24 protein-coding genes are annotated in these 20,751 nt (G+C 55.3%); 17 read left to right on the plus strand and 7 right to left on the minus strand.

Annotated elements, in window-relative coordinates; genetic code table 11:
• The first annotated feature begins 55 nt into the window (after positions 1-55).
• Both ETR37_RS19755 and ETR37_RS07175 read left to right on the plus strand, forming a co-directional pair.
• Positions 56-496 carry a hypothetical protein gene (locus tag ETR37_RS19755; RefSeq protein ID WP_020755285.1) on the plus strand — a complete coding sequence of 147 codons (441 nt, stop codon included), beginning with the start codon at positions 56-58 and terminating at the stop codon, positions 494-496.
• Between the two features lie 198 nt (positions 497-694).
• Positions 695-2,062, plus strand: coding sequence for a glycoside hydrolase family 1 protein (locus ETR37_RS07175; protein WP_129447076.1), 1,368 nt, complete (start codon positions 695-697; stop codon positions 2,060-2,062).
• 107 nt (positions 2,063-2,169) lie between these two features.
• Here ETR37_RS07175 and ETR37_RS07180 read toward each other — a convergent pair whose 3' ends face one another.
• Together ETR37_RS07180 and zwf are read right to left on the minus strand one after the other, a co-directional pair.
• A complete protein-coding gene (locus ETR37_RS07180) occupies positions 2,170-2,787 on the minus strand; it encodes a cyclase family protein (RefSeq protein ID WP_020755283.1) in 618 nt (205 codons plus the stop codon).
• A 73-nt stretch (positions 2,788-2,860) separates the two neighbouring features.
• Positions 2,861-4,354: a glucose-6-phosphate dehydrogenase gene (gene zwf / locus ETR37_RS07185; RefSeq protein WP_129447077.1), complete on the minus strand. Its 1,494-nt coding sequence runs from the start codon at positions 4,352-4,354 to the stop codon at positions 2,861-2,863.
• Positions 4,355-4,582: 228 nt separating this feature from the next.
• Between zwf and rnz the strand changes: the two genes are divergently transcribed.
• Positions 4,583-5,506 carry a ribonuclease Z gene (gene rnz, locus ETR37_RS07190; RefSeq protein WP_129447078.1) on the plus strand — a complete coding sequence of 308 codons (924 nt, stop codon included), beginning with the start codon at positions 4,583-4,585 and terminating at the stop codon, positions 5,504-5,506.
• On the opposite strand, the gene namA is transcribed toward rnz, so the two are convergent.
• Both namA and proI read right to left on the minus strand, forming a co-directional pair.
• Positions 5,503-6,525 (minus strand): NADPH dehydrogenase NamA, encoded by a 1,023-nt coding sequence (namA, locus tag ETR37_RS07195; RefSeq protein WP_129447079.1) that lies wholly within the window; start codon positions 6,523-6,525, stop codon positions 5,503-5,505. The genes rnz and namA overlap by 4 nt on opposite strands.
• A gap of 324 nt (positions 6,526-6,849) precedes the next feature.
• Positions 6,850-7,689 (minus strand): pyrroline-5-carboxylate reductase ProI, encoded by an 840-nt coding sequence (gene proI, locus ETR37_RS07200; RefSeq protein WP_060787746.1) that lies wholly within the window; start codon positions 7,687-7,689, stop codon positions 6,850-6,852.
• A 508-nt stretch (positions 7,690-8,197) separates the two neighbouring features.
• Here proI and ETR37_RS07205 point away from each other — a divergent pair.
• Entirely contained in the window at positions 8,198-9,169 is a 972-nt protein-coding gene (locus tag ETR37_RS07205) for an MBL fold metallo-hydrolase (protein WP_129447080.1), read from the plus strand.
• The gene (locus tag ETR37_RS07210; protein ID WP_129447081.1) at positions 9,160-9,948 is read left to right on the plus strand and encodes an SDR family NAD(P)-dependent oxidoreductase; all 789 of its coding nucleotides are present in this window, start codon (positions 9,160-9,162) and stop codon (positions 9,946-9,948) included. Before ETR37_RS07205 ends, ETR37_RS07210 begins: the two co-directional genes overlap by 10 nt.
• A gap of 147 nt (positions 9,949-10,095) precedes the next feature.
• Here ETR37_RS07210 and ETR37_RS07215 read toward each other — a convergent pair whose 3' ends face one another.
• Both ETR37_RS07215 and ETR37_RS07220 read right to left on the minus strand, forming a co-directional pair.
• Positions 10,096-10,293, minus strand: coding sequence for a YqzH family protein (locus tag ETR37_RS07215; protein ID WP_033005755.1), 198 nt, complete (start codon positions 10,291-10,293; stop codon positions 10,096-10,098).
• A gap of 72 nt (positions 10,294-10,365) precedes the next feature.
• Positions 10,366-10,584: a CDGSH iron-sulfur domain-containing protein gene (locus tag ETR37_RS07220; protein ID WP_012820666.1), complete on the minus strand. Its 219-nt coding sequence runs from the start codon at positions 10,582-10,584 to the stop codon at positions 10,366-10,368.
• Between the two features lie 84 nt (positions 10,585-10,668).
• Here ETR37_RS07220 and ETR37_RS07225 point away from each other — a divergent pair, with 84 nt between their 5' ends.
• The 4 genes from ETR37_RS07225 to ETR37_RS07240 all read left to right on the plus strand — a co-directional run bounded on the left by ETR37_RS07225 (position 10,669) and on the right by ETR37_RS07240 (position 12,967).
• Entirely contained in the window at positions 10,669-11,013 is a 345-nt protein-coding gene (locus ETR37_RS07225; protein ID WP_129447082.1) for an iron-sulfur cluster biosynthesis family protein, read from the plus strand.
• Positions 11,003-11,242, plus strand: coding sequence for a YqkC family protein (locus ETR37_RS07230; RefSeq protein WP_015375326.1), 240 nt, complete (start codon positions 11,003-11,005; stop codon positions 11,240-11,242). Before ETR37_RS07225 ends, ETR37_RS07230 begins: the two co-directional genes overlap by 11 nt.
• A 270-nt stretch (positions 11,243-11,512) precedes the next feature.
• A complete protein-coding gene (locus tag ETR37_RS07235; protein WP_033009052.1) occupies positions 11,513-11,755 on the plus strand; it encodes a YqkE family protein in 243 nt (80 codons plus the stop codon).
• Positions 11,756-11,770: 15 nt separating this feature from the next.
• Positions 11,771-12,967 (plus strand): CynX/NimT family MFS transporter, encoded by a 1,197-nt coding sequence (locus ETR37_RS07240; protein ID WP_020755272.1) that lies wholly within the window; start codon positions 11,771-11,773, stop codon positions 12,965-12,967.
• Positions 12,968-13,121: 154 nt separating this feature from the next.
• On the opposite strand, the gene ETR37_RS07245 is transcribed toward ETR37_RS07240, so the two are convergent.
• Positions 13,122-14,042, minus strand: coding sequence for an aldo/keto reductase (locus ETR37_RS07245; protein ID WP_020755271.1), 921 nt, complete (start codon positions 14,040-14,042; stop codon positions 13,122-13,124).
• 120 nt (positions 14,043-14,162) lie between these two features.
• Here ETR37_RS07245 and ETR37_RS07250 point away from each other — a divergent pair, with 120 nt between their 5' ends.
• The 8 genes from ETR37_RS07250 (at position 14,163) to ETR37_RS07285 (ending at position 20,747) form a co-directional block, all read left to right on the plus strand.
• Entirely contained in the window at positions 14,163-14,723 is a 561-nt protein-coding gene (locus ETR37_RS07250) for an NUDIX domain-containing protein (protein WP_020755269.1), read from the plus strand.
• On the plus strand, positions 14,713-15,903 hold the full coding sequence (locus tag ETR37_RS07255; RefSeq protein WP_081212526.1) for a TIGR00375 family protein: 1,191 nt from the start codon (positions 14,713-14,715) through the stop codon (positions 15,901-15,903). Before ETR37_RS07250 ends, ETR37_RS07255 begins: the two co-directional genes overlap by 11 nt.
• Before the next feature lie 224 nt (positions 15,904-16,127).
• Positions 16,128-16,793, plus strand: coding sequence for a stage II sporulation protein M (spoIIM, locus tag ETR37_RS07260; RefSeq protein ID WP_013144830.1), 666 nt, complete (start codon positions 16,128-16,130; stop codon positions 16,791-16,793).
• Between the two features lie 97 nt (positions 16,794-16,890).
• A complete protein-coding gene (gene fur, locus ETR37_RS07265; RefSeq protein ID WP_011231799.1) occupies positions 16,891-17,343 on the plus strand; it encodes a ferric iron uptake transcriptional regulator in 453 nt (150 codons plus the stop codon).
• Positions 17,344-17,443: 100 nt separating this feature from the next.
• Entirely contained in the window at positions 17,444-17,656 is a 213-nt protein-coding gene (locus ETR37_RS07270) for a YqzK family protein (RefSeq protein WP_011231798.1), read from the plus strand.
• A gap of 6 nt (positions 17,657-17,662) precedes the next feature.
• The gene (xerD, locus tag ETR37_RS07275; RefSeq protein ID WP_129447083.1) at positions 17,663-18,559 is read left to right on the plus strand and encodes a site-specific tyrosine recombinase XerD; all 897 of its coding nucleotides are present in this window, start codon (positions 17,663-17,665) and stop codon (positions 18,557-18,559) included.
• A gap of 133 nt (positions 18,560-18,692) precedes the next feature.
• Positions 18,693-19,880, plus strand: a complete 1,188-nt coding sequence (gene deoB, locus ETR37_RS07280; RefSeq protein ID WP_033005752.1) for a phosphopentomutase — start codon at positions 18,693-18,695, stop codon at positions 19,878-19,880.
• A 30-nt stretch (positions 19,881-19,910) separates the two neighbouring features.
• A complete protein-coding gene (locus ETR37_RS07285) occupies positions 19,911-20,747 on the plus strand; it encodes a purine-nucleoside phosphorylase (protein WP_011231795.1) in 837 nt (278 codons plus the stop codon).
• The last annotated feature ends 4 nt before the right edge of the window (positions 20,748-20,751 follow it).

Consider the following 20,751-nt stretch of genomic DNA (forward strand, 5'->3'; position numbering starts at 1 on the left):
ACAGCAAAGCGATGGCCGCTGTTCGTGATCGGCGGCGGTTGGTGTATGCAGCCGAATGGGGTGCGTATGGCAAAAAGAGCTTGAAGTGATGATCGACGGTGGGCTATCATGGATATTGAGGATGGATAAGGAATGGTCAAATGTCGGTGCTCGATTGTTTGAGCTATGCTATGCGCAAGGAATGTATAAGGAAGGAATTAGAAATCATTGTTTGACGGGGGATTGGAATGGCGGGGAGATTTTTTACGGAAAGGCGCGCATCAATCCAGCCCAGCCCGGCGCATTGGTGGCCGCTGAATTTCCGGAGCCGCTGCGGGCGGCGAGCCGTCAATATATCATCACCAGCCGTGCCATTTATAACCGGGCAACAGGAACGAAAATCGCCGATTTGTCATCTGAAGCGTTGCTCGCAACGGCTGGAGATGATGGAATGATCTTCACGTATCGAAAAGTGGCTACGAACCATTATTTGATTAAGCAAAAACTGTCTCAATAAAATTGCCATTGCTGGGAGCGTTGGTGCTCTCCAAAGCGCATGAAACAGTTTTCACAACGTCTAGACGGGCTTCGTACCTCCGCCCGTCTAGTTTTATAAAGAAGCAAATATGTCATAATGAGGATGATGCCCAAAGGTGAATTTTCCAAGGCGTTCAATCACTGAAACACGTCTGTTCACAGATAGGAGGGTCTTTCCATGTCACAACAGCGTAAATCGATCATCCCCGACCACTTTTTATGGGGCGGGGCGGTGACGTCGTTTCAGACGGAAGGGGCGTGGAACGAAGGCGGCAAAGGGCTGTCGATCGTGGATGCGCGCCCGATTCCAAAAGGGCATTCCGACTGGAAAGTGGCGGTCGATTTTTACCATCGCTACAAAGAAGACATCGCTTTGTTCAAGGAGCTCGGCTTTACCGCCTACCGGACGAGCATCGCTTGGACGCGCATTTTTCCGGACGGGGAAGGGGAGCCGAATGAAGCGGGGTTGGCGTTTTATGACGCCGTGTTTGATGAATTGAGAGCGAACGGCATCGAGCCGGTCATTACGCTGTACCATTTTGATTTGCCGCTGGCGTTGGCGAAAACGTACAACGGCTTTGCCTCGCGGAAAGTCGTCGACTTGTTTGAGCGGTACGCACGCACCGTATTTGAGCGTTACCGCGGGAAAGTGAACTATTGGCTGACGTTCAACGAACAAAATTTAGTGCTCGAACAACCGCATTTATGGGGGGCGATCTGCCCGGAAGACGAAGACCCGGAAGCGTTTGCCTACCGCGTCTGTCATCATGTGTTCATCGCCCACGCGAAAGCCGTGAAGGCGCTGCGCGAAATCGCTCCCGAGGCGAAGATCGGCGGGATGGTGACGTATTTGACGACGTATCCGGCGACATGCCGGCCGGAAGACGCTTTGGCCAACGTGCAGGCGAAAGAGCTATTCCTTGATTTCTTCTTTGATGTGTTCGCCCGCGGCGCCTATCCGCGTTATGTGACGAATCATCTGGAGAAAAAAGGAATCCTTTTGCCGTTGGAAGAAGGGGATGAACAGCTGCTCCGGGAGCAAACGGTCGACTTTTTGTCGTTCAGCTACTATCAAAGCCAAATCGTCCGTCACCAAGAACAGGATGAACGGATCGTCAAAGGGCTGGAACCGAATCCCTATTTGCCAAAGACGAAATGGGGCTGGGCGATCGATCCGATCGGGTTGCGAATGGCCTTAAAAGACGTGTACGCCCGTTACGAAATGCCGATTTTCATCACCGAAAACGGGATCGGATTGGAAGAGGAGCTGAATGAGAACGGCACGGTCGAAGATGATGAGCGGATCGACTATTTGCGCCGTCATATCGAACAAATGAAGATGGCGATGGAAGAAGGCGTCGAGGTGATCGGCTATTTGATGTGGGGGGCGACGGATCTGTTAAGTTCGCAAGGGGAGATGCGCAAGCGCTACGGCGTCATTTTCGTCAACCGTGACGATGAGAACTTGCGCGATTTGAAGCGCTATAAGAAAAAAAGCTTCTACTGGTTCCAGCGCGTCATTCGCACGAACGGGGAAGAGCTGTAAACAGAGGCGGGGAAGCCCCCGCCATTTTACCAGTCTTTAGGGCGGCCATGGCGAATATTCAATTTGACATGATCAAACAGCCGGTCCCATCGGGGGACCGGCTGTTTTTACGGCTCGCGGTCAAACAGCAAGACGCGCGCCGGGGCGGCGTCGGTGCCGACGAGTTTGAGCGGAGCGGCGACCATGAAATAGCGGCCTTCGGGGACGTCTTTCAGCCGCAGCCCTTCGATGACGATGACGCCGGCCGAAAACAGCGTTTTATGAGTCGGGTGGCCTTCTTGCGCCCGTTCGATGCCAAGGGCGTCGATGCCGACGCCGCGGATCCGTTTGTCGGCTAGATACCGAGCCGCGTCTTCGGCGACGAAAATAAACTCAAAGTTAAATGCATCATCAAAGGAGTTTTTCGTTTTAAACAGAACGAAGTCGCCTTCTTGAATGTCAAGATGCGCGATGTCGTCTTTCATGATCCGGTTGTTGACATGCGTCAAATCGAACAGCTTGCACGGGCCGACGAGGTCGTTCAATGGAATCGTTTCAAACGTCGCCCCGCCTTCGACCATATGGAGGGGGGCGTCAATGTGCGTGCCGGTGTGCACGTCCATGTCAATGCGCGATTCGGTCACATAGCCGTTGGTGATCGTTGTGCGTTTCGGCTGTTTTTCCGGTTTGTTTTTATATACGGGCATGCCCTCGTAAATCGGGGCCGTGACGTCATACACCTTCATCGTTCATTCGCTCCTTTGCATGAGAGATAACGCTCGCTTGTCCAAAAGGGCGGCGGGCGCAAACGATTCGCGGTTATGGCCGCGGATGCGCGATCGGCCACCAGTGGAAGCCGTCTTGTTTGAGCAGCTCGTCCGCGGCCGCCGGGCCCATGGAGCCAGCCGCGTAGTTCGGAAAGTCGGAAGCTTTTGTGTTCGCCCACACCTCAGAAATTGGGTCGACAAATTGCCATGACGCTGCCACCTCGTCCCAATGAGTGAAGTTTGTCGCGTCGCCGCGCATGCAGTCGTACAACAGCTTTTCGTACGCTTCGGGCGTGTTGATGCCGTCGATGCAGTTGTTGCAATAGTCGAGTTGAAATGGAGCTGTTATGGTCGTCGATTCCCCGGTTTTTTTGCCGTTTAAATGAAGGGTGATCCCTTCGTCCGGCTGGATGTGGATGACGAGCAAGTTCGGGGCGATCGTCTCATTCGTCCGGTAATACAAGTTCATCGGTACATCTTTAAATTGGACGACGATTTTCGTCGATTTTTCCGCCATCCGTTTGCCGGTGCGAATGTAAAACGGCACGCCAGCCCAACGGAAGTTGTCGATCAGGAGTTTTCCAGCGACGAACGTTTCCGTGTTCGAGTCCGGATCGACGTTCGGCTCCTCGCGATACGCCGGCACGTTTTTGCCGTGGATCACCCCGCGCCCGTATTGGCCGCGCACGAAATAGCGGTCGACTTCATCGTGCGCAATCGGGCGCAAGGCGCGCAACACTTTCACTTTTTCATGGCGGATGTCATCGGTCGTTAATTTGATCGGCGGTTCCATCGCCAACAGAGCGACCATTTGCAGCATATGGTTTTGCACCATGTCGCGCAACGCCCCGGAATGGTCGTAGTAGCGGCCGCGGTCTTCGACGCCGAGCGTTTCGCTCGATGTGATTTGAATGTTGGCGATGAACCGGTTGTTCCAAAGCGGCTCGAAAATGGCGTTTGAAAAGCGGATGACCTCGATGTTTTGCACCATTTCTTTGCCGAGGTAATGGTCGATCCGGTAGATTTCCCGCTCGGAAAAGACGCGGCGAATCTCGTCATTCAGCTTCTCGGCGCTCGCCAAGTCATGCCCGAACGGCTTTTCGATGACGAGCCGCTTAAAGCCGTGCGTTTCCGTCAATCCTTCCGACTGCAAGCGGGAAGTAACGGTGCCGAAAAATTCCGGCGCCATCGCCAAATAAAAGATGCGGTTGCCTTCGGTCTTGTATGTGCCGTCGAGCTGTTCGAGGAGCGACTTTAAGCGCTGGTACGACTCGGCTTCCGTCACGTCGAACGGATGATAGTAGAAATGGGAGGTGAATCGGCCGTCGGTGAGCTTCTGCTGAAACGCCGTTTCGACCGAGTCGCGCACATAGTTCCGGAACTCATCGGCCGACAACGGGCGGCGCGCGACGCCGACGACAGCGAATTGCTCATGCAAATGCCCTTTTTCATACAGGCGGTAAAGGGACGGAAACAGTTTCCGTTTCGCCAAATCTCCCGTCGCTCCGAAAATGACGATGATCGATTTCGGATTCATGTTGTCCACCGTATGTACCTCGCTTTAACCAAATTTGTCTCTTCAATGAAACCATTGTAGAGGTTTGCCGGTCGGAACGCAAACACTTTGTTGCTTTCCGGCGGGAAAGCGTTTATGTTCATGAAAGAGCCGGGCGCCAACCCGGCGTTTTTGAGCGCAAAAGAAAGTTGAAAAGCCGTTTTGACATTGGTACGCTAACAACAGGCAATGTTGAGCGAGAAAAAGGAGTGAAGCGCGTTGGAACTGTTGTTTTTAGGCACGGGTGCCGGCGTGCCGGCCAAAGAGCGCAACGTATCGTCCGTCGCCCTGCAGCTGCTTGACGAGCGGGGGGCGACATGGCTGTTTGACTGCGGCGAAGCGACGCAGCATCAAATTTTGCATACCGCCATTCGCCCGCGCCGCATTGAGCATATTTTTATTACGCACTTGCATGGCGATCATCTATTCGGCCTGCCTGGGCTGCTTGGCAGCCGTTCGTTTCAAAGCGGCGAAACGCCGCTTACGGTCTTCGGCCCAAAAGGCATTCGCGTGTTTGTCGAAACGGCCCTTGCCGTCAGCGGGACAAAGCTCCGCTATGAACTGAACATTGTGGAGATCGATGAGGGCGTCATTTTTGACGATGAACGGTTTTCCGTCATCGCCAAACGGCTCGATCACGGCATGCCGTCATACGGTTTCCGCGTCGTTGAAAAAGATTTGCCCGGCCCGCTCTTGGTCGAGCGATTGCAAGCACTCGGCGTCCGCCCCGGCCCGATTTATCAAGAAATTAAGCAAGGAAAAACGGTCGTGCTGGATGACGGCACGGTCATCGACGGGCGCGAATTTGTCGGGCCGCCGCAAAAGGGGAGAATCGTCGCCGTGTTGGGCGATACCCGTTTTTGCGAAGCGGCGATTGAACTCGCCCGCGATGCCGATGTCGTCGTCCACGAGGCGACGTTTGCCGCGGCGGAACAGCGGCTGGCCCATGACTATTTCCATTCCACGACCACAGACGCAGCCGAGGTGGCGAGGCGGGCCGGGGCGAAGCGGCTTATTTTGACCCATATCAGCTCTCGCTACCAAGGTGAGGCGGCGCTGCAGCTCGTCGCCGAGGCGCGCAGCGTGTTTCCGAACACCGAGCTCGCCGTTGATTTCGCCTCGTTTTCGATCCCGCGCGGTTAAAACCGCCAGCCGCGCTCATATTGGACGGGCGCCGAGATTTTTGCGCCCAGCTCTCTCGCCGCGGCGTATGGCCAATACGGGTTGCGCAGCAGCTCGCGCCCCAAAAAGACGAGGTCGGCGCGGCCGTTATGCACAATTTCTTCCGCCTGCCAGCCGGATGTAATGAGCCCGACGGCGCCGGTCGGCACGTCCGCTTCGCGGCGGATCAGTTCGGCAAACGGCACTTGGTAGCCCGGATAGACGTCAATGCGCGCCGGAACAACAGCGCCGGAACTGACGTCAACAAGGTCGACGCCTTGCTCTTTCATCCGTTTGGCGTATGGAACATAGTCTTTCGCTGTCAGTCCTTCCGGGTGATAGTCGGACGCTGAGATGCGCACAAACAGCGGCCCGTCCCATACCTCGCGGACAGCGTCAATCACGTCGCCCAAGAAACGGTAACGGTTTTCCGGAGAGCCGCCGTACTCGTCTTGGCGCCGGTTGGAGAGCGGCGATAAAAATTCGTTAATCAGGTAGCCGTGGGCGGCATGGATTTCAATCACGTCAAAGCCGGCTTCTTTTGCCCTCCGCGCCCCGTTTTGGAACGCCTGCACCGTTTCTTCGATGTCGGCTTTCGTCATTTCTTTTGGCGTCGGCGACGAATCATCAAACGGGACGGCTGACGGAGCGATGATCTCTCCCGGCACTTGCGATTTTCTCCCCGCATGGGCAAGCTGGATGCCGATGGCGGCTCCATGCTCTTTCACAAGCCCAACGAGTTCGCGAAGCCCGGCGATATGGTCATCGCTCCAAATGCCTAAGTCGCGTTCAGAAATGCGACCTTGCGGCGTCACGCCGGTCGCCTCGACGATAATCAAGCCGACTTGGCCGACGGCGCGAGCCGAGTAGTGGATTTTGTGCCACGTGCGTACGGCGCCGTCTTTCGTGTCGCACGAATACATGCACATCGGCGACATGACAATTCGGTTTTTCAGCGTCAGCCCGCGGATCGTATACGGCGAAAACAATACCGTGTTCATGACAAGCGGCTCCTTTCTAAGCCAATGAGTGGTTCATGACTGATGATAGCACGCTGCCTGTCAAAAACAAAGTGAAACGGACTGTTTTGCCTGAGCCGGACGGTGGAAAAGCTGCGGCCCTGTTAACATGGTCTGTTTTGGGTAAAGATGGGCTTATGCGGTTGTGTCATGTGCGAAATTCGAGTTTCCGTTATGCGAAACCAAAAAAATCTTCCATAACCGGATGAAAAGGTTCGTTTGTTTCCTTGTTCATTGCGCCCGGTTTTGCCGAAACTTCCCCGCCCATCCGCCGTGCGGGGGCGGCGCGCTCCGGAGGTCCGTTCTTTACGCTTCCATGATGGCAGCGAGAAGCGCGCTGCCGAGCTCTTCGGAGCGGGCCGTCGCCCTTCGGATGCAGGCGATGACCGCTTCTTGGAACCGGTATTGCTCAAGCACGCCAATGCCGGCTTCGGTCGTGCCGCCTGGACTTGTCACTTCGCGGCGCAAGACGGATGGATGTTTGTCGGACGCTTTTAGCATCTCGGCTGCGCCGATGATCGTTTGCAAAATGAGCCGTTTGGCGACATCTCGCTCAAGGCCGATGTCGGCCGCCGCTTTTTCCATCGCTTCGACCAAGTAATACACATACGCCGGACCGCTCCCGGACAGGCCGGTGACCGCATGCAAGTCGCGCTCCGGCACAACAGCGACGATGCCGACCGTTTCAAACAGCTGTTTGGCGATCTCAAGATGTTCTTTCGCGGCGAAGCGGCCGCCGGCGATGGCGGTCGCCGACAAACCGACGGCGGCGGATGTGTTTGGCATGGCGCGCACGACAGGGATGTTGCGCCCGGCGAGCCGTTCGATCGTTTCCGTTGTCACGCCGGCCAACAGCGAAAGAATAAGATGATCGGACCGGATGGATGGTGCGATGGCGTTCATGGCTTCGGCGACGTCTTTCGGTTTCATCGCCAAAATGATGATATCCGCTTGTTTGACGGCTTCTTGCGCGCAATCCGCCGTGCCAACACCGTATTGACGCGCCAGTTCCTCAAGACGGGGGCGGTTTCGTCGGTTGGCGACGACAATGTGCGCCGGATGGCAAAACGCTTTCGTCATGCCGGCGATGAGCGCTTCCGCCATCGAGCCGGCGCCGATGAGCGCGATCGTTCGTTCGTTGTTCATCATTCCACTCCTCCTTGCCTTGATGTATCCATCCAAAAGAAAAAGGTTTCCCGTCCTGCAAAAGGACGGAAAACCTTCGTTTCCGCGGTACCACCTTTTTTGGCCCGATTTGGCCCAAGCGCCAAACAGGCCCAACTCTGCCCCGATAACGCCGGGGAGGCGTTTAGGTTGGCCTAACAGCTCCTAGGGTAGGTTCAACCGCAAAGAGGGCCGCAAAGCCTTCCAGCCGCGGGCTTCGCTCTCTGGTGCCGTTTGCGGTTTACTGGCCCTGTTCATCGCCTGTTTTGCCGTATCATAATTTATTTGTCATTATGCCGCGGGACGAGCACGGTTGTCAAGAGAGGAGAACGAATTTTTTTGCAATTTCGTCGTGCGGAAGAAAAAGGCATGACAAATGGATGAAATCAGTGTAAACTGTAAAATAAAATATAATGAATCATTATTCATTTTGCCTAATGAAACGGTTCGAACGGGATGGTTCATGAACTTTGGGAAAGAAGGGAACGCAATGAACGAAGAACGAGTGTATCGGATCACGGTGCCGACGCCGTTTCCGGTCGGCGATGTGCATATGTACGTGATCGCCGGCGATCGGTTGACACTGGTCGATGCCGGAGTGAAAACAGAGCAGGCATGGCAGCTGTTTGTGAAGCAGCTTGGCGAGGTCGGTTATGCGCCAGAGGATATTGAACAAATCGTCATTACTCACCATCATCCGGATCATGTCGGCTTGCTTGATTATTTTCCGCATGCGCCGATCATCGGCCATCCGAAAGCGGATCCGTTTTTGCGCCGTGAACGTTCGTTTATGGAGCGGTACGTCCAATTTTTTCAGGAATTTTTTACGGAATGCGGCGTCGACCGCCGTTTGTTCAGTCAGCTGTCCAAAGAAGGCGGATCGCTTCGATACGCAAGCCGGCGCGGGCTTGACATCATGGTGACGGAAGGGGACGCGGTGCCGGGGATGCCCGGGTGGCAGGTCATCGAAACGCCGGGGCATGCGCAAAGCCATATCGCCCTCTACCGCGAGGCGGATGGGTTGCTGATCGGCGGTGATCATTTGCTTGTTCATATTTCCCCGAATCCAATGATGGAGCCGCCGGCGGAAGGGGAGACGGAGCGGCCGAAACCGCTGCTGCAGTATAATGAATCGCTCGAAAAAATGCTGCAATACGACATCGTTCGCTCGTTAAACGGCCATGGCGACGATGCGACCGATATTCCGGCGCTCGTTCGCGAGCGGCTCGATAAGCAGCGCCAGCGCGCCGAGCGGGTGCTCGAAATGGTGAAAGAACGCCCGCATACGGTGTTTGACGTTTGTCAAAAGCTGTTCCCAACGGCTTACGAACGCCAGCTCATGCTGACGATGTCGGAGACAATCGGCCAGCTTGATTATCTCGAGGCGAACGGGTATGTGACGAAAAAACAGGAAGCCGGCCGATACGTTTACGAAGCGGCGGGGGTGTCGGTGTGCGGCTGAAGGGGCGCCATGTCGTCATTACCGGAGCGTCGGGAGGAATTGGCGAGCAAATCGCCTATGAAGCGGCGCGCCAAGGGGCGGTGCCGGTGCTCTTGGCGCGCAGTGAAGAAAGGCTGAAAGAAATCAGCGCGCGGATCGAAGCGCAAACCGGCATTCGCGCCCCGTATGCATCGCTTGATGTCAGCGACCGCGAGATGGTCGAGGCGGTATTTGCGAAGCTGTCTGCTGAACTGGGCGCTATCGATGTGCTTGTGAACAATGCCGGATTTGGCGTATTTCGCTACGTGGAAGATATCGACCTTGACGAGATGGAACGGATGTTTGCGGTCAATGTCTTCGGCTTGATCGCCTGCACGAAGGCGGTGTATCCGCATATGAAAGAACGCCGAAGCGGCCACATTCTCAATATCGCCTCGCAAGCCGGCAAAATCGCGACGCCGAAGTCGAGCGTCTATTCCGCGACGAAACACGCGGTCGTTGGCTTTACCGACAGCCTCCGCCTCGAGGCGGGGCGCTTTGGCGTTTTTGTCACGGCCGTCAATCCGGGGCCGGTGGAGACGAACTTTTTTTCGGCCGCTGATGAATCGGGAGAGTATGTGCGCAACGTGTCGCGTTGGATGCTGCGCCCGGAGGCGGTGGCGAAGCGCGTTGTTGCCGCGATGATGACGCCAACGCGCGAAGTGAACATGCCGCGCTGGATGGATCTTGGCAGCCGGCTGTATCGCCTTGCGCCGGGTTTGGTGGAAAAGGTGGCGAAACGGGCGTTTTTCCAAAAGTAAGTCAAAGAAGCGGGTCCGAAAACGGTCATGTTGTTTGATCGTTTTGCGTCTATGGAATACGAGAGGGTGTCCCGAGCCTGTGGGACACCCTTTTACAATCGCAGCGCCGCTTTTCTTTCTCATTAGGGGCATTTGACACAAGTCGGGTCAAGAACCGGCGATGAACCGGTAGACGGCGTCATGGACAAGTTCATAGATGTCCGCGTTTGGCTGCCTCTCTTTGGCGGCGGCAATGCGGGCGCAAAGCTCGCGCCAGTCGTCTTCGTCAAGCGGCATCATGTCATCATCGCAGCCGTAATGCCGCAGACAGTTGCGCGCTTGTTTTTGCAGCCAACGTTCATTCATCGATTTCACCGTCCGTTATGAAACTTGTGCAAAGACGTCCTTGCCTGTTGGCTGGGAAGAAACGGCCGTTCGTTACGATTCGCTCGATTCCGGCGACGGGGCGCGGACGACCGATTGGAATCGGCCTTTATGTGAACCGTCACAAAACGGTTTATTGTTCGACAGCCCGCACCGACAGAGCGAAAACGTTTGTTTCGTCACAAACGGCTTTCCTTCTCCATCGAGCAGTTCCACATCGCCGGTGACGCGCAGCGAACCGTTGTCATTCACTTTGATTTGCACGTTTGCCATCGCTTGTTCCTCCTTTGCTTTGACAGTTTCGCGTGTTGGCAGGTAAAATGAAAAGGAAAATCAATAAGGAAAAAGGAGTCAGGCATGAGTGTATCGATCACGTTTACGGATGCAGCCAAACGGGCGCTTGCCTCTATTGTAGCGCAATCCGAACGGCAGTTAAAGCTGGCGTTTGACACGGACGGCTGCGGCTGTTTGGTCGACGGCGTGCCGGCGCTATGGCTTGTCGACAAGGCCGATGACGATGATTGGGCCGTCGAAACGAATTTCGTGCCGGTGCTCGTGGAACGGTCGCGGCTCATCTTTTTTGATGAAGCGATGACGATTGACGTCAAGCCGGGAACGACCGTTTTTCAGCTCAAAAGCCCAGGGCAAATGTTGAATGGTCATATGCCGCTTGTTGAGGTGAAATCCGGCGATGAACGGTAAGTTAGAGCAGCTCGCAAAGACGGCGAAGCAAAAAACATGGGTGTCGTTCACCCATGAAAACGATCCGTACAGCTTGCTTCATTGGTCGGTCGCCGGCCCGTATCATGAGGCGAAAGACGTCTGGCTGCTGCAAAACGAAATGACGTTTGAAACGAAAGAGTTTCCGACGCTTGAGTCGGCCATTGCTTGGCTTGGCGAGCATATGCCGCACATCACCGAAGTGTTGTAAAGGGGACGCCCTGAAAGCCGATTTGGGCTGCAGGGCGCCCCTTTTGATAAAAGCTGCATCGTCCATGTTGCGGTTATTGAGGACTGTTTTGCCGCTTGGTCGGGTGGATTGCTTTTTCCAATTCTTCTTTTGCGATCACCGGCTTGACCGTATCAGCGGATGGTTTCCCTTTTTGGGCGCGGTTTTTCGCCATCCATCATCTCTCCTTTTCTTTGTCGTGTAGTTGTATCGTTTGACAAATGAACGATTGTTATGCAAGGGGGGGCGGACATGATGAAGAAGATCGGGCGAAAAAAAGAGCAAGGGACGGAGGCCTTGACGATCGCCGACCGGCTTGGCGCCGCGGTGGAAGCGAAGCTGCTTGAGAAAAAGCGCGCACTTGCCGAGGAAGAAGCGCGGAGGCGGGCGGCAGAGGAAGCGCGGCGCCGCGAGGAAGCGCGCCGCCGCGAGGAACAGAAATCGTTTGCCGAGCTGCTTGAGGAAAGCGAGCTAGACTGGCGGAAATTTAAGTAGCGGAGGGGATGGACGATGAAATCGAATGCGGCAGCGGCGCGCCCCTCTTCTTTTCCATTCTGGACGGCCGGAGCGGTCGTCGCGTTGGCCGTCAATTTGCGCGCGCCGCTTACGACGGTCGGCCCGCTCGTGCCTGATTTGCAGCGGGGGCTTGGCCTTTCCTACGCGGCCGCCGGGGCGTTGACGACAATTCCGCTTATGGCGTTCGCCTTGCTGGCGCCGGCGGCAGCGGCTCTCGCCCGCCGGTTCGGGATGAAGCGGACGCTCTTTTTTTCGTTGATCGTTTTGCTCGTTGGCGAGCTTCTCCGGCCGCTCTCCGGCGTTGGCTGGCTGTTTGCCGGCACGGTGCTGATCGGTGCAGCCATTGCGGTGGACAACGTCTTGCTGCCGGCGCTGGTGAAAGAGTCGTTTCCCGAACGGGTTGGTTTCATGATGGGCATTTATACAGTGACGATGAACATGAGCGCGGCGTTCGCTTCCGGGATCGCCGTTCCGCTTGCGGATGACTGGGGGCTTGGCTGGCAAGGGGCGCTTCGCTTTTGGGCATTGTTGGCGGCTTTGGCGCTTTTCGTTTGGCTGCCGCAAGCGCGCCGCCAGGAGCCGGACGGCGCGCCGTCCGGAAGCCGCCGCTCAACGCTTTGGCGGTCATGGCTCGCCTGGCAAGTGACGTTGTTTATGGGATTGCAATCGTTTTTCTTTTACTGCGTCGTCACTTGGCTTCCGGAGCTTGGACAAAGCAAGGGGTTGGCCGCCGGGGCGGCCGGATGGCTGCTCTTTTTCTTTCAGTTTGCCCAGCTGCCGATGATGTTCGTCTCTCCGATGCTCGCGGAGCGGATGGACAATCAAAAGGTGCTGATTGGTTCAGCTGTGCTTTGCATGGGAGCTGGGACGCTTGTCTTTTTCGGCGGGCAAGGGTGGTGGCTGTGGGCGGGGGCGCTTGTTGCCGGCATCGGCGCTGGCATGGCGTTTTCGCTGGCGATGATGCTGTTTACGCTGCGGACGCGCCATCCGCTCGCCGCCGCCCAATTGTCCGCCATGGCGCAATCGGTCGGCTACTTGCTGGCGGCTTCCGGTCCGCCGTTGTTCGGGGTGCTGTATGATGCGTCCGGCCGCTTCAATGCGCCGCTTGGTCTGCTTGTTGCCGTCTGCATCGCCATGATGGCCGTTGGCTTAGGGGCGGCGAGGGACCGATACGTAGATGAAAAGAAATAAAGCGGCCCGCTCGTCGCAAATGAGCGGCCGCACGTACCGAACGAGAGCCCGTATGCGGCCGTCAACGGCCGCCGGGCTCTCGATTTGTTTGCATTTTTTGGCTCGATCTATTTTTCAGCAAGGCATGTCGGCTTTCTTTCCGCTCCTTTGGTTTTTATCGATGCACGTCGTACACCGAGCGTTTCGTCGCTTGTTTCAGCCATTCGTATTCAGTGCGGTCAAGCGGCGGGGCTGACGCAGCGGCGACGTTTTCCTCAAGCTGTTCAAGGCGGCTGGCGCCCGGGATGACGGCGGCAACGACCGGGTCATACAAGCAAAATTGCAGCGCGGTCGCGGTCAAGGACCGGCGTCCGGCCGTTTTTTCCTTCAGCTTCGGGATGAGCGCCTGCAGTTCTTCATACGAATAATCGAGGTAGCCGTGTTGTTTCACCGCGCTGCCCGCCTGCTCAAGCGGGCGGCTCGTGAGCAAGCCTCTAGCGACCGGACCGCGGGCGATCACGCTGATGTTGTGTTCGCGAAGAAGCGGGAACCATTCTTCCGGCCGACGGTCAAGCAAGCTGTATTGCATCATGACGCTGACGATGTTCGAGCGCTTCACATATTCGCGAATGACGTTTGGGCGGATCGAGGAGATGCCGTACCAACGGATGACGCCTTCTTGCTTCAGCTCTTCGAACGCTTCAATCGTCTCATCGATCGGGTCGTCGATCGTGCCGCCGTGGAGCTGGTATAAGTCAATGTAGTCCGTTTGCAGGCGGCGCAGGCTTTCTTTGACCGCTTGTTTGATATAGGCTTTTGACGGATCCCAGTCCCAGCCGCTTCCGTCTCGGCGCCAACGGTTGCCGACTTTTGTCGCGATGATGACTTGGTCGCGTTTTCCTTTCACCGCTTTGCCGACAAATTCCTCGTTTAAGCCGCGGTCGTATAAATCGGCTGTATCCAAGTAGTTGATGCCGCGCTCCAATGCTTCATGGATGAGATAGATGGCATGGTTTTCATCAGTGCCGAGCGACATGCAGCCGAGTCCAATTTCGCTGACGTATAAGTCTGATGTGCCGATGCGGCGTTTGTTCATGTTTTGCGCCCCCTTTCGCGATCGATAATGATATGTTCATTGTACAACGGAAGCGAAAAAATGGCCAAACATGTAGTACAATGGAAAAGAATCGATCCAATTTGATAGGGGAGAATGAACATGGAGCTGTATGAAAAAACAATCCGCAGAGAGAAGCTGTTCAGCGGCCGCATCATTGACTTGTATATCGAGGAAGTCGAGTTGCCAAATGGGAAAACGAGCCGGCGCGAGGTGATCAAACATCCGGGGGCGGTGGCGGTGCTGCCGCTGTTGCCGGACGGGAAAATCGTTCTTGTCCGCCAGTACCGAAAAGCGTTGGAGCGCGCATTAGTCGAGATTCCGGCGGGCAAGCTAGAACATGGGGAAGAGCCGCTCGCTTCCGCACATCGCGAGCTCGAAGAAGAAACCGGCTACCGCGCCCAATCGATGCGCCATCTCATGTCCTTTTATACATCCCCAGGGTTTGCCGATGAACTCATCCATTTGTATGTCGCCGAGGGGCTGGAAAAAGCGGAGGACGGCGCCGGTTTGGATGAAGATGAGTTTGTCGAGCTGTTGGAAGTGACATTGGAGGAGGCGCTTGAGATGCTTCAACAACGTGACATTTACGACGCGAAAACGGCATACGCCTTGCAATATTTGCAGCTGCGCCGCGCGCTAGGGGAGCAAAATGCCGAATAAAAAAAACGAGCGCGGCCTCGGCCGTTATTACGCTGATTTACATATTCACATCGGCCGCACCGCCTCGGGCCGCCCGGTGAAAATTACGGGGGCGCGCACGTTGACGCTTGAGAACATCTTGCATGAGGCGGCTGAGGTGAAAGGGATCGACCTCGTCGGTGTCATTGACAGCCATGTGCCCGAAGTGCTGGACGAGCTCGAGCGGGCAGTGGAGAAGCACGGTTGGCGCGAACATGAGGGGGGCGGCGTCAGCGCCGGGAAAGTGACGCTTTTGTTAGGCAGTGAAATCGAAGTATATGACGACCATTGCCATGGACCGATCCACGTGCTCGTTTTTTTGCCGACTGTGCAGACGATGCGCACGTTTTCCGGCTGGCTTGGCAAACGGGTAAAGAACGTGTCGCTCAGTTCGCAGCGCATTTACGTGTCCGGCCGTGAACTGCAAGCTGCCGCGAAAGAGCAGGGCGGCTGGTTCATTCCCGCGCACGCGTTCACCCCGTTTAAAAGCTTGTACGGAAAAGGGGTCAAGCACAGCCTGACAGAAGTGTTTGACCCGGATTGGATTGATGCCATTGAACTTGGGTTAAGCGCCGACACGGCGATGGCGGACCAGATCGCCGAATTGCATCGCTACCCGTACTTGACGAATTCCGATGCCCATTCGCTGCGGAAAATCGCCCGTGAATATGAAGAAGTGCGGCTCGCCGCCCCGACGTTTGCCGAATTTGAAAAAGCGCTGCGCGGTGAAGACGGGCGCGCGATTGTCGCCAACTACGGTTTAAATCCCAAACTCGGAAAATATCACCAGACAGTGTGCGAGCGCTGCCTTGCGCCGGCTGCACCGGACGTCGACAGCTGTGCGGCATGCGGCCATCATCGCTTCGTGAAAGGCGTGTTTGACCGGCTTGCGGAGCTGAAAACGGCGGAACGCGGGCCGAAACGGCCGCCGTACATTTATCAAGTGCCGCTTGAATTCATCCCCGGCCTTGGTCCAAAAGCGTATGAAAAGCTGCTCGCCCGTTTTGGCACGGAAATGAGCGTTCTTCATGAGGCGGCGGAGGAAGAGATCGCGGAGACGGTGGGAGAAAAGTTGGCCCAACTGATCGTCCTTGCCCGCAGCGGTGCGCTCCATATCGAGGCCGGGGGCGGTGGGAGATACGGGAAAGTGCGGGAGGGGTAACCACTCGGGCAGCGCTCCTGCCGTTCATCATCATGCCGTGCGTGCTGCTTGGCCCAGCCCAGCCATGCGCCAATGGACCGAGGCGGCGTGCCGCCCGTGGAGTTGGTCACACGTCGGTGTTGAGCTGCTTTTTCATTCCATCACCAGCCTTTTAGAAAAACAGTCATACCGAAAGCGGATGGACATACAATCTACTAAGAGACAAAGTAGGAGGACGAAGCACAATGAGAACCCATCCGCTGAAATCGGCTATCGCTGTCCATTGGCGTGAACATGCTTCGCTGTATGTGTTTGTCATCGTCCTGTTTCTCATGGGCGTCATTTTCGGCGCCATTGTCGTCAACAGCCTCGGTTTCAGTCAAAAGCAAGACTTGTACTATTACTTGACGCAATTTTTTGGACAAGTGTCAAAAGACAATATCGCAAGCGCCCATGATATGTTCCGGCAAAGCTATATGCACAACGTCAAATATACCGCGCTGATGTGGGTGCTTGGCATTTCTGTCATTGGCTTGCCGATCATTCTTGTTTTGCTGTTTTTCAAAGGCGTCGTCGTCGGCTTTACGGTTGGCTTTTTAGTCAACCAAATGGGTTGGCGCGGGTTTCTTTTGTCGTTTGTGTCCATCATGCCGCAAAATTTGGTGGCCATTCCACTCATGATCGTCATGGGCGTCATTTCGATTTCGTTTTCCTTGCACATGGTGCGCAACCAGTTTATGAAGCGGCCGCATGGATCGATGTTTCCGATGGTGATGCGCTACGCAGCGGCGATGGCGGCTGTCGCCCTTGGGTTGCTTCTTTCCTCAGCGGTCGAGGCATATCTTTCGCCGGCATTGATGAAACAGGCGGTTCAATGGACAATGAGTTTAATCATAATGAATATTATATAATAACCATTATCATTTCTTCATAATAGTGATTTTACTTTGATACTTCCCTCGTGCATTTGTTATAATGATGGGTGAATGGCGAGGGAGGAATGAAAAGATGGAAGATCGTGTGGAACGAATCAAGAAGCAGCTGCATTCGGCGGGTTACAAGTTAACGCCGCAGCGGGAAGCAACAGTAAGAGTCCTGCTTGAACATGAAGAAGACCATTTAAGCGCGGAAGACGTCTACCTCCTCGTGAAAGAAAAATCCCCAGAAATCGGGTTGGCGACCGTTTACCGGACGCTCGAGCTGTTAACCGAGCTGAAAATTGTCGATAAAATCAATTTCGGGGACGGGGTGTCGCGCTATGACCTCCGCAAGGAAGGAGCGGCCCATTTCCATCACCACCTCATCTGCTTGGAATGCGGATCGGTGGCGGAAATTCAAGAAGATTTGCTTGAGGATGTCGAAGCGATTGTTGAGGAGAAGTGGAAATTTAAAATTAAAGACCATCGTTTGACGTTCCACGGCATTTGTCACCGTTGCCAGCAAAAGCATGAAGAAAAATAAAAACCTTTTCCAACGGGAAAGGTTTTTTGCGTATAAACAACGAAACAAATGGCATATCCTCATACTAGCAAGCTGACAAGCAGCTGATAGGGAGGATGCCATGAAAACCGTTTGGCAAATGGTGAAAGTGTTTCTTTTATTTACGGGATGCACCATTTTATTTTATTATAGTCTTGTATGGTTTAACCGCGAGTACGAGTATTACCACCGATACGATGAGCCGAAGGGATCGGCGGTCAAAGTATCGGCGGCGGAGAGTGCGCCGCCAAGTTGGCTCGACCGGCTGTTATTTTTTTATCGCGATGGGGAGTAGAGAGCGTTGGAATACGAGTTGAAAGATTTTCTGCATTATTTGACGGTGGAGCGGAATTTGGCGCACAATACGATCGTTTCGTATGAACGCGATTTGAAAAAATACGTCCGCTATTTGTGCCAAGTCGAGCAGCTTCAGGCGTGGGGCGAAGTGGAGCGCCTCCATATTCTCCATTTTTTAAAGTTTTTAAGCGAACAAGGGCAATCGGCGCGGACGATCGCCCGCCATTTGGCGTCGATCCGTTCGTTTCATCAGTTTTTGCTAAGGGAGAAAATCGCGGCGCAAGACCCGACCGTCCATATCGAAACGCCGCAGTTTGAACGGACGCTGCCGAAAGTGCTGTCGGTCGAGGAAGTCGAGGCGCTGCTTGCAGCGCCGCAAGTGAGCACACCGTTTGGGCTGCGCGACAAGGCGATGCTGGAGCTGTTGTATGCGACCGGCATGCGCGTCAGTGAGCTTGTGCAGCTCAACTTAAGCGACGTGCATTTGACGATGGGGTTTGTCCGCTGCTATGGAAAAGGGCGGAAAGAGCGGATCGTGCCGATCGGGCGCATGGCGATTGAAGCGCTTGCCCACTATTTGGAGCGAGGGCGCCCGCAGCTTGTCAATCCGCGACGGCGGGCAACGGAGGCGCTGTTTTTGAACCATTATGGCCAGCGGTTGACACGGCAAGGGTTTTGGAAAATTTTAAAGCGGCTCGCGAAAGAAGCCGGCATCGAAAAAGAATTGACGCCGCATACGCTTCGGCATTCGTTTGCGACGCATCTGCTTGAGAACGGAGCCGATTTGCGCGCTGTGCAAGAGTTGCTTGGGCATGCCGACATTTCGACGACGCAAATGTATACGCATGTTACGAAAACGCGCCTAAAAGACGTGTACAAACAGTACCACCCGCGCGCCTAGCAGTTGCCGTATGCTAGGCGCTTGCCTGTCGTTTTAGTTGTCAGACTTCTGACCAATTGGCCATAGGCGTGTTTTCGCGAAAATACGGGAACGATAGAAAGAGACTCCATATTTTTCATTGCAGGCAGGGGGAATGAATGTGAAAGCGACATACCGGCGCGTCTTTTTGATTGTGATGGATTCAGTCGGCATCGGCGAAGCGCCGGATGCCGAGAAATACAACGACAAAGGAGCGGATACGCTCGGCCATATCGCTGAGTATCGCGGCGGCCTCTATATGCCGAACATGGCGAAGCTCGGCCTAAGCCATATTCGTGAGATCAAAGGGGTGCCGAAAGTCGATCGACCGCTCGCGTACTATACAAAAATGAAGGAAGCATCGGCTGGAAAAGATACGATGACAGGCCATTGGGAGCTGATGGGCCTTCGCATCGACAAGCCGTTCCGCGTCTTTCCGAACGGGTTCCCAGATGAATTGATCGCTGAGCTCGAGCGGCGCACCGGCCGGAACGTGATCGGCAACAAACCGGCGAGCGGAACAGCGATCATCGAAGAGCTTGGCGAAGAGCATATGAAAACAGGGGCGATCATCGTCTATACATCAGCCGACTCCGTCTTGCAAATCGCCGCCCATGAACAAGTTGTGCCGCTTGATGAATTGTACCGCATTTGCGAAATCGCTCGTGAATTGACGCGCGACGAGCCGTATATGGTCGGGCGCGTCATTGCCCGACCGTTCATCGGCACACCCGGCCATTTTGAGCGAACCGCCAACCGGCACGACTATGCGCTTAAGCCGTTTGGCAAAACGGTGATGAATGAATTGAAAGACGCCGGTTATGAAGTGATTGCCATCGGGAAGATCGCCGATATTTACGACAATGAAGGAGTTACCCAGTCGTTGCGAACGACATCCAATATGGACGGAATGGATAAGCTCGTCGACACGCTCGGCATGGACTTTACCGGGTTGAGTTTCGTCAATCTCGTCGATTTTGACGCTAAATACGGCCATCGCCGCGACCCAAAAGGTTACGGCGATGCGCTCGAAGAGTTTGACGCCCGGCTTGCCGATGTGTTGCCGCGCTTGACAGCGGACGACTTGCTTATCATCACCGCTGACCACGGCAACGACCCGATTCACCACGGAACCGACCATACGCGCGAATATGTGCCGCTTCTTGTGTACAGTCCGCGATTTCGCGGCGGCAAGCCGCTCCCAGTCCGCGAGACGTTTGCCGATGTCGGCGCAACGATTGCGGATAACTTCCAAGTCAACCGGCCGCCGTACGGAACAAGCTTTTTGGCTGATTTGGCCTAACTTCATAAAGAACGATGAGGGGGGAAAAGAATGGATCGACAAGCGATTGAAAAAACCGCCGGTCATTTGCGCCCATTGATGCCAACTCCGCCTGAAATCGGTCTCATTCTCGGCTCGGGGCTCGGCGTGCTCGCTGATGAAATCGAAGAGGCGGTTCGCATTCCGTATGAAGATATTCCCGGATTTCCAGTGTCGACCGTTGAAGGACACGCTGGACGGCTCGTATATGGGCGGCTTGAGGGGGCGACCGTTGTCGCCATGCAAGGGCGGTTTCATTATTATGAAGGGTATTCGCTTCAGGAAGTGACGTTTCCCGTCCGGGTGATGAAGGCGCTTGGCGTCCGCGAATTGATCGTGACAAACGCTGCGGGCGGCATCAACGAACGGTTTCAGCCCGGCGATTTCATGATCATTTCCGACCATATCAACTTGCTGGGCACAAATCCGCTCATTGGTCCGAACGATCCGGAGCTTGGTCCGCGCTTTCCGGACATGACGGAAGCGTACAGCCGGCGGCTGCGCGAGCTCGCCAAGGAAACGGCGGCGAGACTTGGCGTTCGCGTGCATGAAGGAGTATATGTCGCCAATACGGGGCCGTCGTACGAAACGCCGGCGGAAATCCGCATGATTCGTACGCTCGGCGGCGATGCGGTCGGCATGTCGACCGTCCCGGAAGTGATCGTCGCCCGCCACGGCGGCATTGAGGTGCTCGGCATTTCGTGCATTTCGAATATGGCTGCAGGGATGTCGGATGCTCCGCTTCACCACGACGAAGTGGTTGAAACGGCCGAGCGGGTGAAGACGGACTTTTTGCGGTTTGTGAAAGCGATTGTCGCCGAAATGGCGAAATCAAAACGAAAAAGGTGATCGC

The organism is Geobacillus sp. PK12, from assembly GCF_004123125.1.
Lineage (GTDB): Bacteria > Bacillota > Bacilli > Bacillales > Anoxybacillaceae > Geobacillus > Geobacillus zalihae.

What these genes read in the sequence shown, in the direction of transcription:
- ETR37_RS07220 (WP_012820666.1), bottom strand. Translation starts at nt 10,584, where the DNA reads ATGGCAAACGTGCAAATCAAAGTGAATGACAACGGTTCGCTGCGCGTC.
- ETR37_RS07225 (WP_129447082.1), top strand. Translation starts at nt 10,669, where the DNA reads ATGAGTGTATCGATCACGTTTACGGATGCAGCCAAACGGGCGCTTGCC.
- namA (WP_129447079.1), bottom strand. Translation starts at nt 6,525, where the DNA reads ATGAACACGGTATTGTTTTCGCCGTATACGATCCGCGGGCTGACGCTG.
- fur (WP_011231799.1), top strand. Translation starts at nt 16,891, where the DNA reads ATGGAAGATCGTGTGGAACGAATCAAGAAGCAGCTGCATTCGGCGGGT.
- ETR37_RS07180 (WP_020755283.1), bottom strand. Translation starts at nt 2,787, where the DNA reads ATGAAGGTGTATGACGTCACGGCCCCGATTTACGAGGGCATGCCCGTA.
- ETR37_RS07215 (WP_033005755.1), bottom strand. Translation starts at nt 10,293, where the DNA reads ATGAATGAACGTTGGCTGCAAAAACAAGCGCGCAACTGTCTGCGGCAT.
- deoB (WP_033005752.1), top strand. Translation starts at nt 18,693, where the DNA reads ATGAATGTGAAAGCGACATACCGGCGCGTCTTTTTGATTGTGATGGAT.
- ETR37_RS07270 (WP_011231798.1), top strand. Translation starts at nt 17,444, where the DNA reads ATGAAAACCGTTTGGCAAATGGTGAAAGTGTTTCTTTTATTTACGGGA.
- ETR37_RS07245 (WP_020755271.1), bottom strand. Translation starts at nt 14,042, where the DNA reads ATGAACAAACGCCGCATCGGCACATCAGACTTATACGTCAGCGAAATT.
- spoIIM (WP_013144830.1), top strand. Translation starts at nt 16,128, where the DNA reads ATGAGAACCCATCCGCTGAAATCGGCTATCGCTGTCCATTGGCGTGAA.
- ETR37_RS07235 (WP_033009052.1), top strand. Translation starts at nt 11,513, where the DNA reads ATGATGAAGAAGATCGGGCGAAAAAAAGAGCAAGGGACGGAGGCCTTG.
- ETR37_RS07240 (WP_020755272.1), top strand. Translation starts at nt 11,771, where the DNA reads ATGAAATCGAATGCGGCAGCGGCGCGCCCCTCTTCTTTTCCATTCTGG.
- ETR37_RS07230 (WP_015375326.1), top strand. Translation starts at nt 11,003, where the DNA reads ATGAACGGTAAGTTAGAGCAGCTCGCAAAGACGGCGAAGCAAAAAACA.
- ETR37_RS07255 (WP_081212526.1), top strand. Translation starts at nt 14,713, where the DNA reads ATGCCGAATAAAAAAAACGAGCGCGGCCTCGGCCGTTATTACGCTGAT.
- ETR37_RS07285 (WP_011231795.1), top strand. Translation starts at nt 19,911, where the DNA reads ATGGATCGACAAGCGATTGAAAAAACCGCCGGTCATTTGCGCCCATTG.
- ETR37_RS07205 (WP_129447080.1), top strand. Translation starts at nt 8,198, where the DNA reads ATGAACGAAGAACGAGTGTATCGGATCACGGTGCCGACGCCGTTTCCG.
- proI (WP_060787746.1), bottom strand. Translation starts at nt 7,689, where the DNA reads ATGAACAACGAACGAACGATCGCGCTCATCGGCGCCGGCTCGATGGCG.
- ETR37_RS07250 (WP_020755269.1), top strand. Translation starts at nt 14,163, where the DNA reads ATGGAGCTGTATGAAAAAACAATCCGCAGAGAGAAGCTGTTCAGCGGC.
- ETR37_RS19755 (WP_020755285.1), top strand. Translation starts at nt 56, where the DNA reads ATGGGGTGCGTATGGCAAAAAGAGCTTGAAGTGATGATCGACGGTGGG.
- ETR37_RS07175 (WP_129447076.1), top strand. Translation starts at nt 695, where the DNA reads ATGTCACAACAGCGTAAATCGATCATCCCCGACCACTTTTTATGGGGC.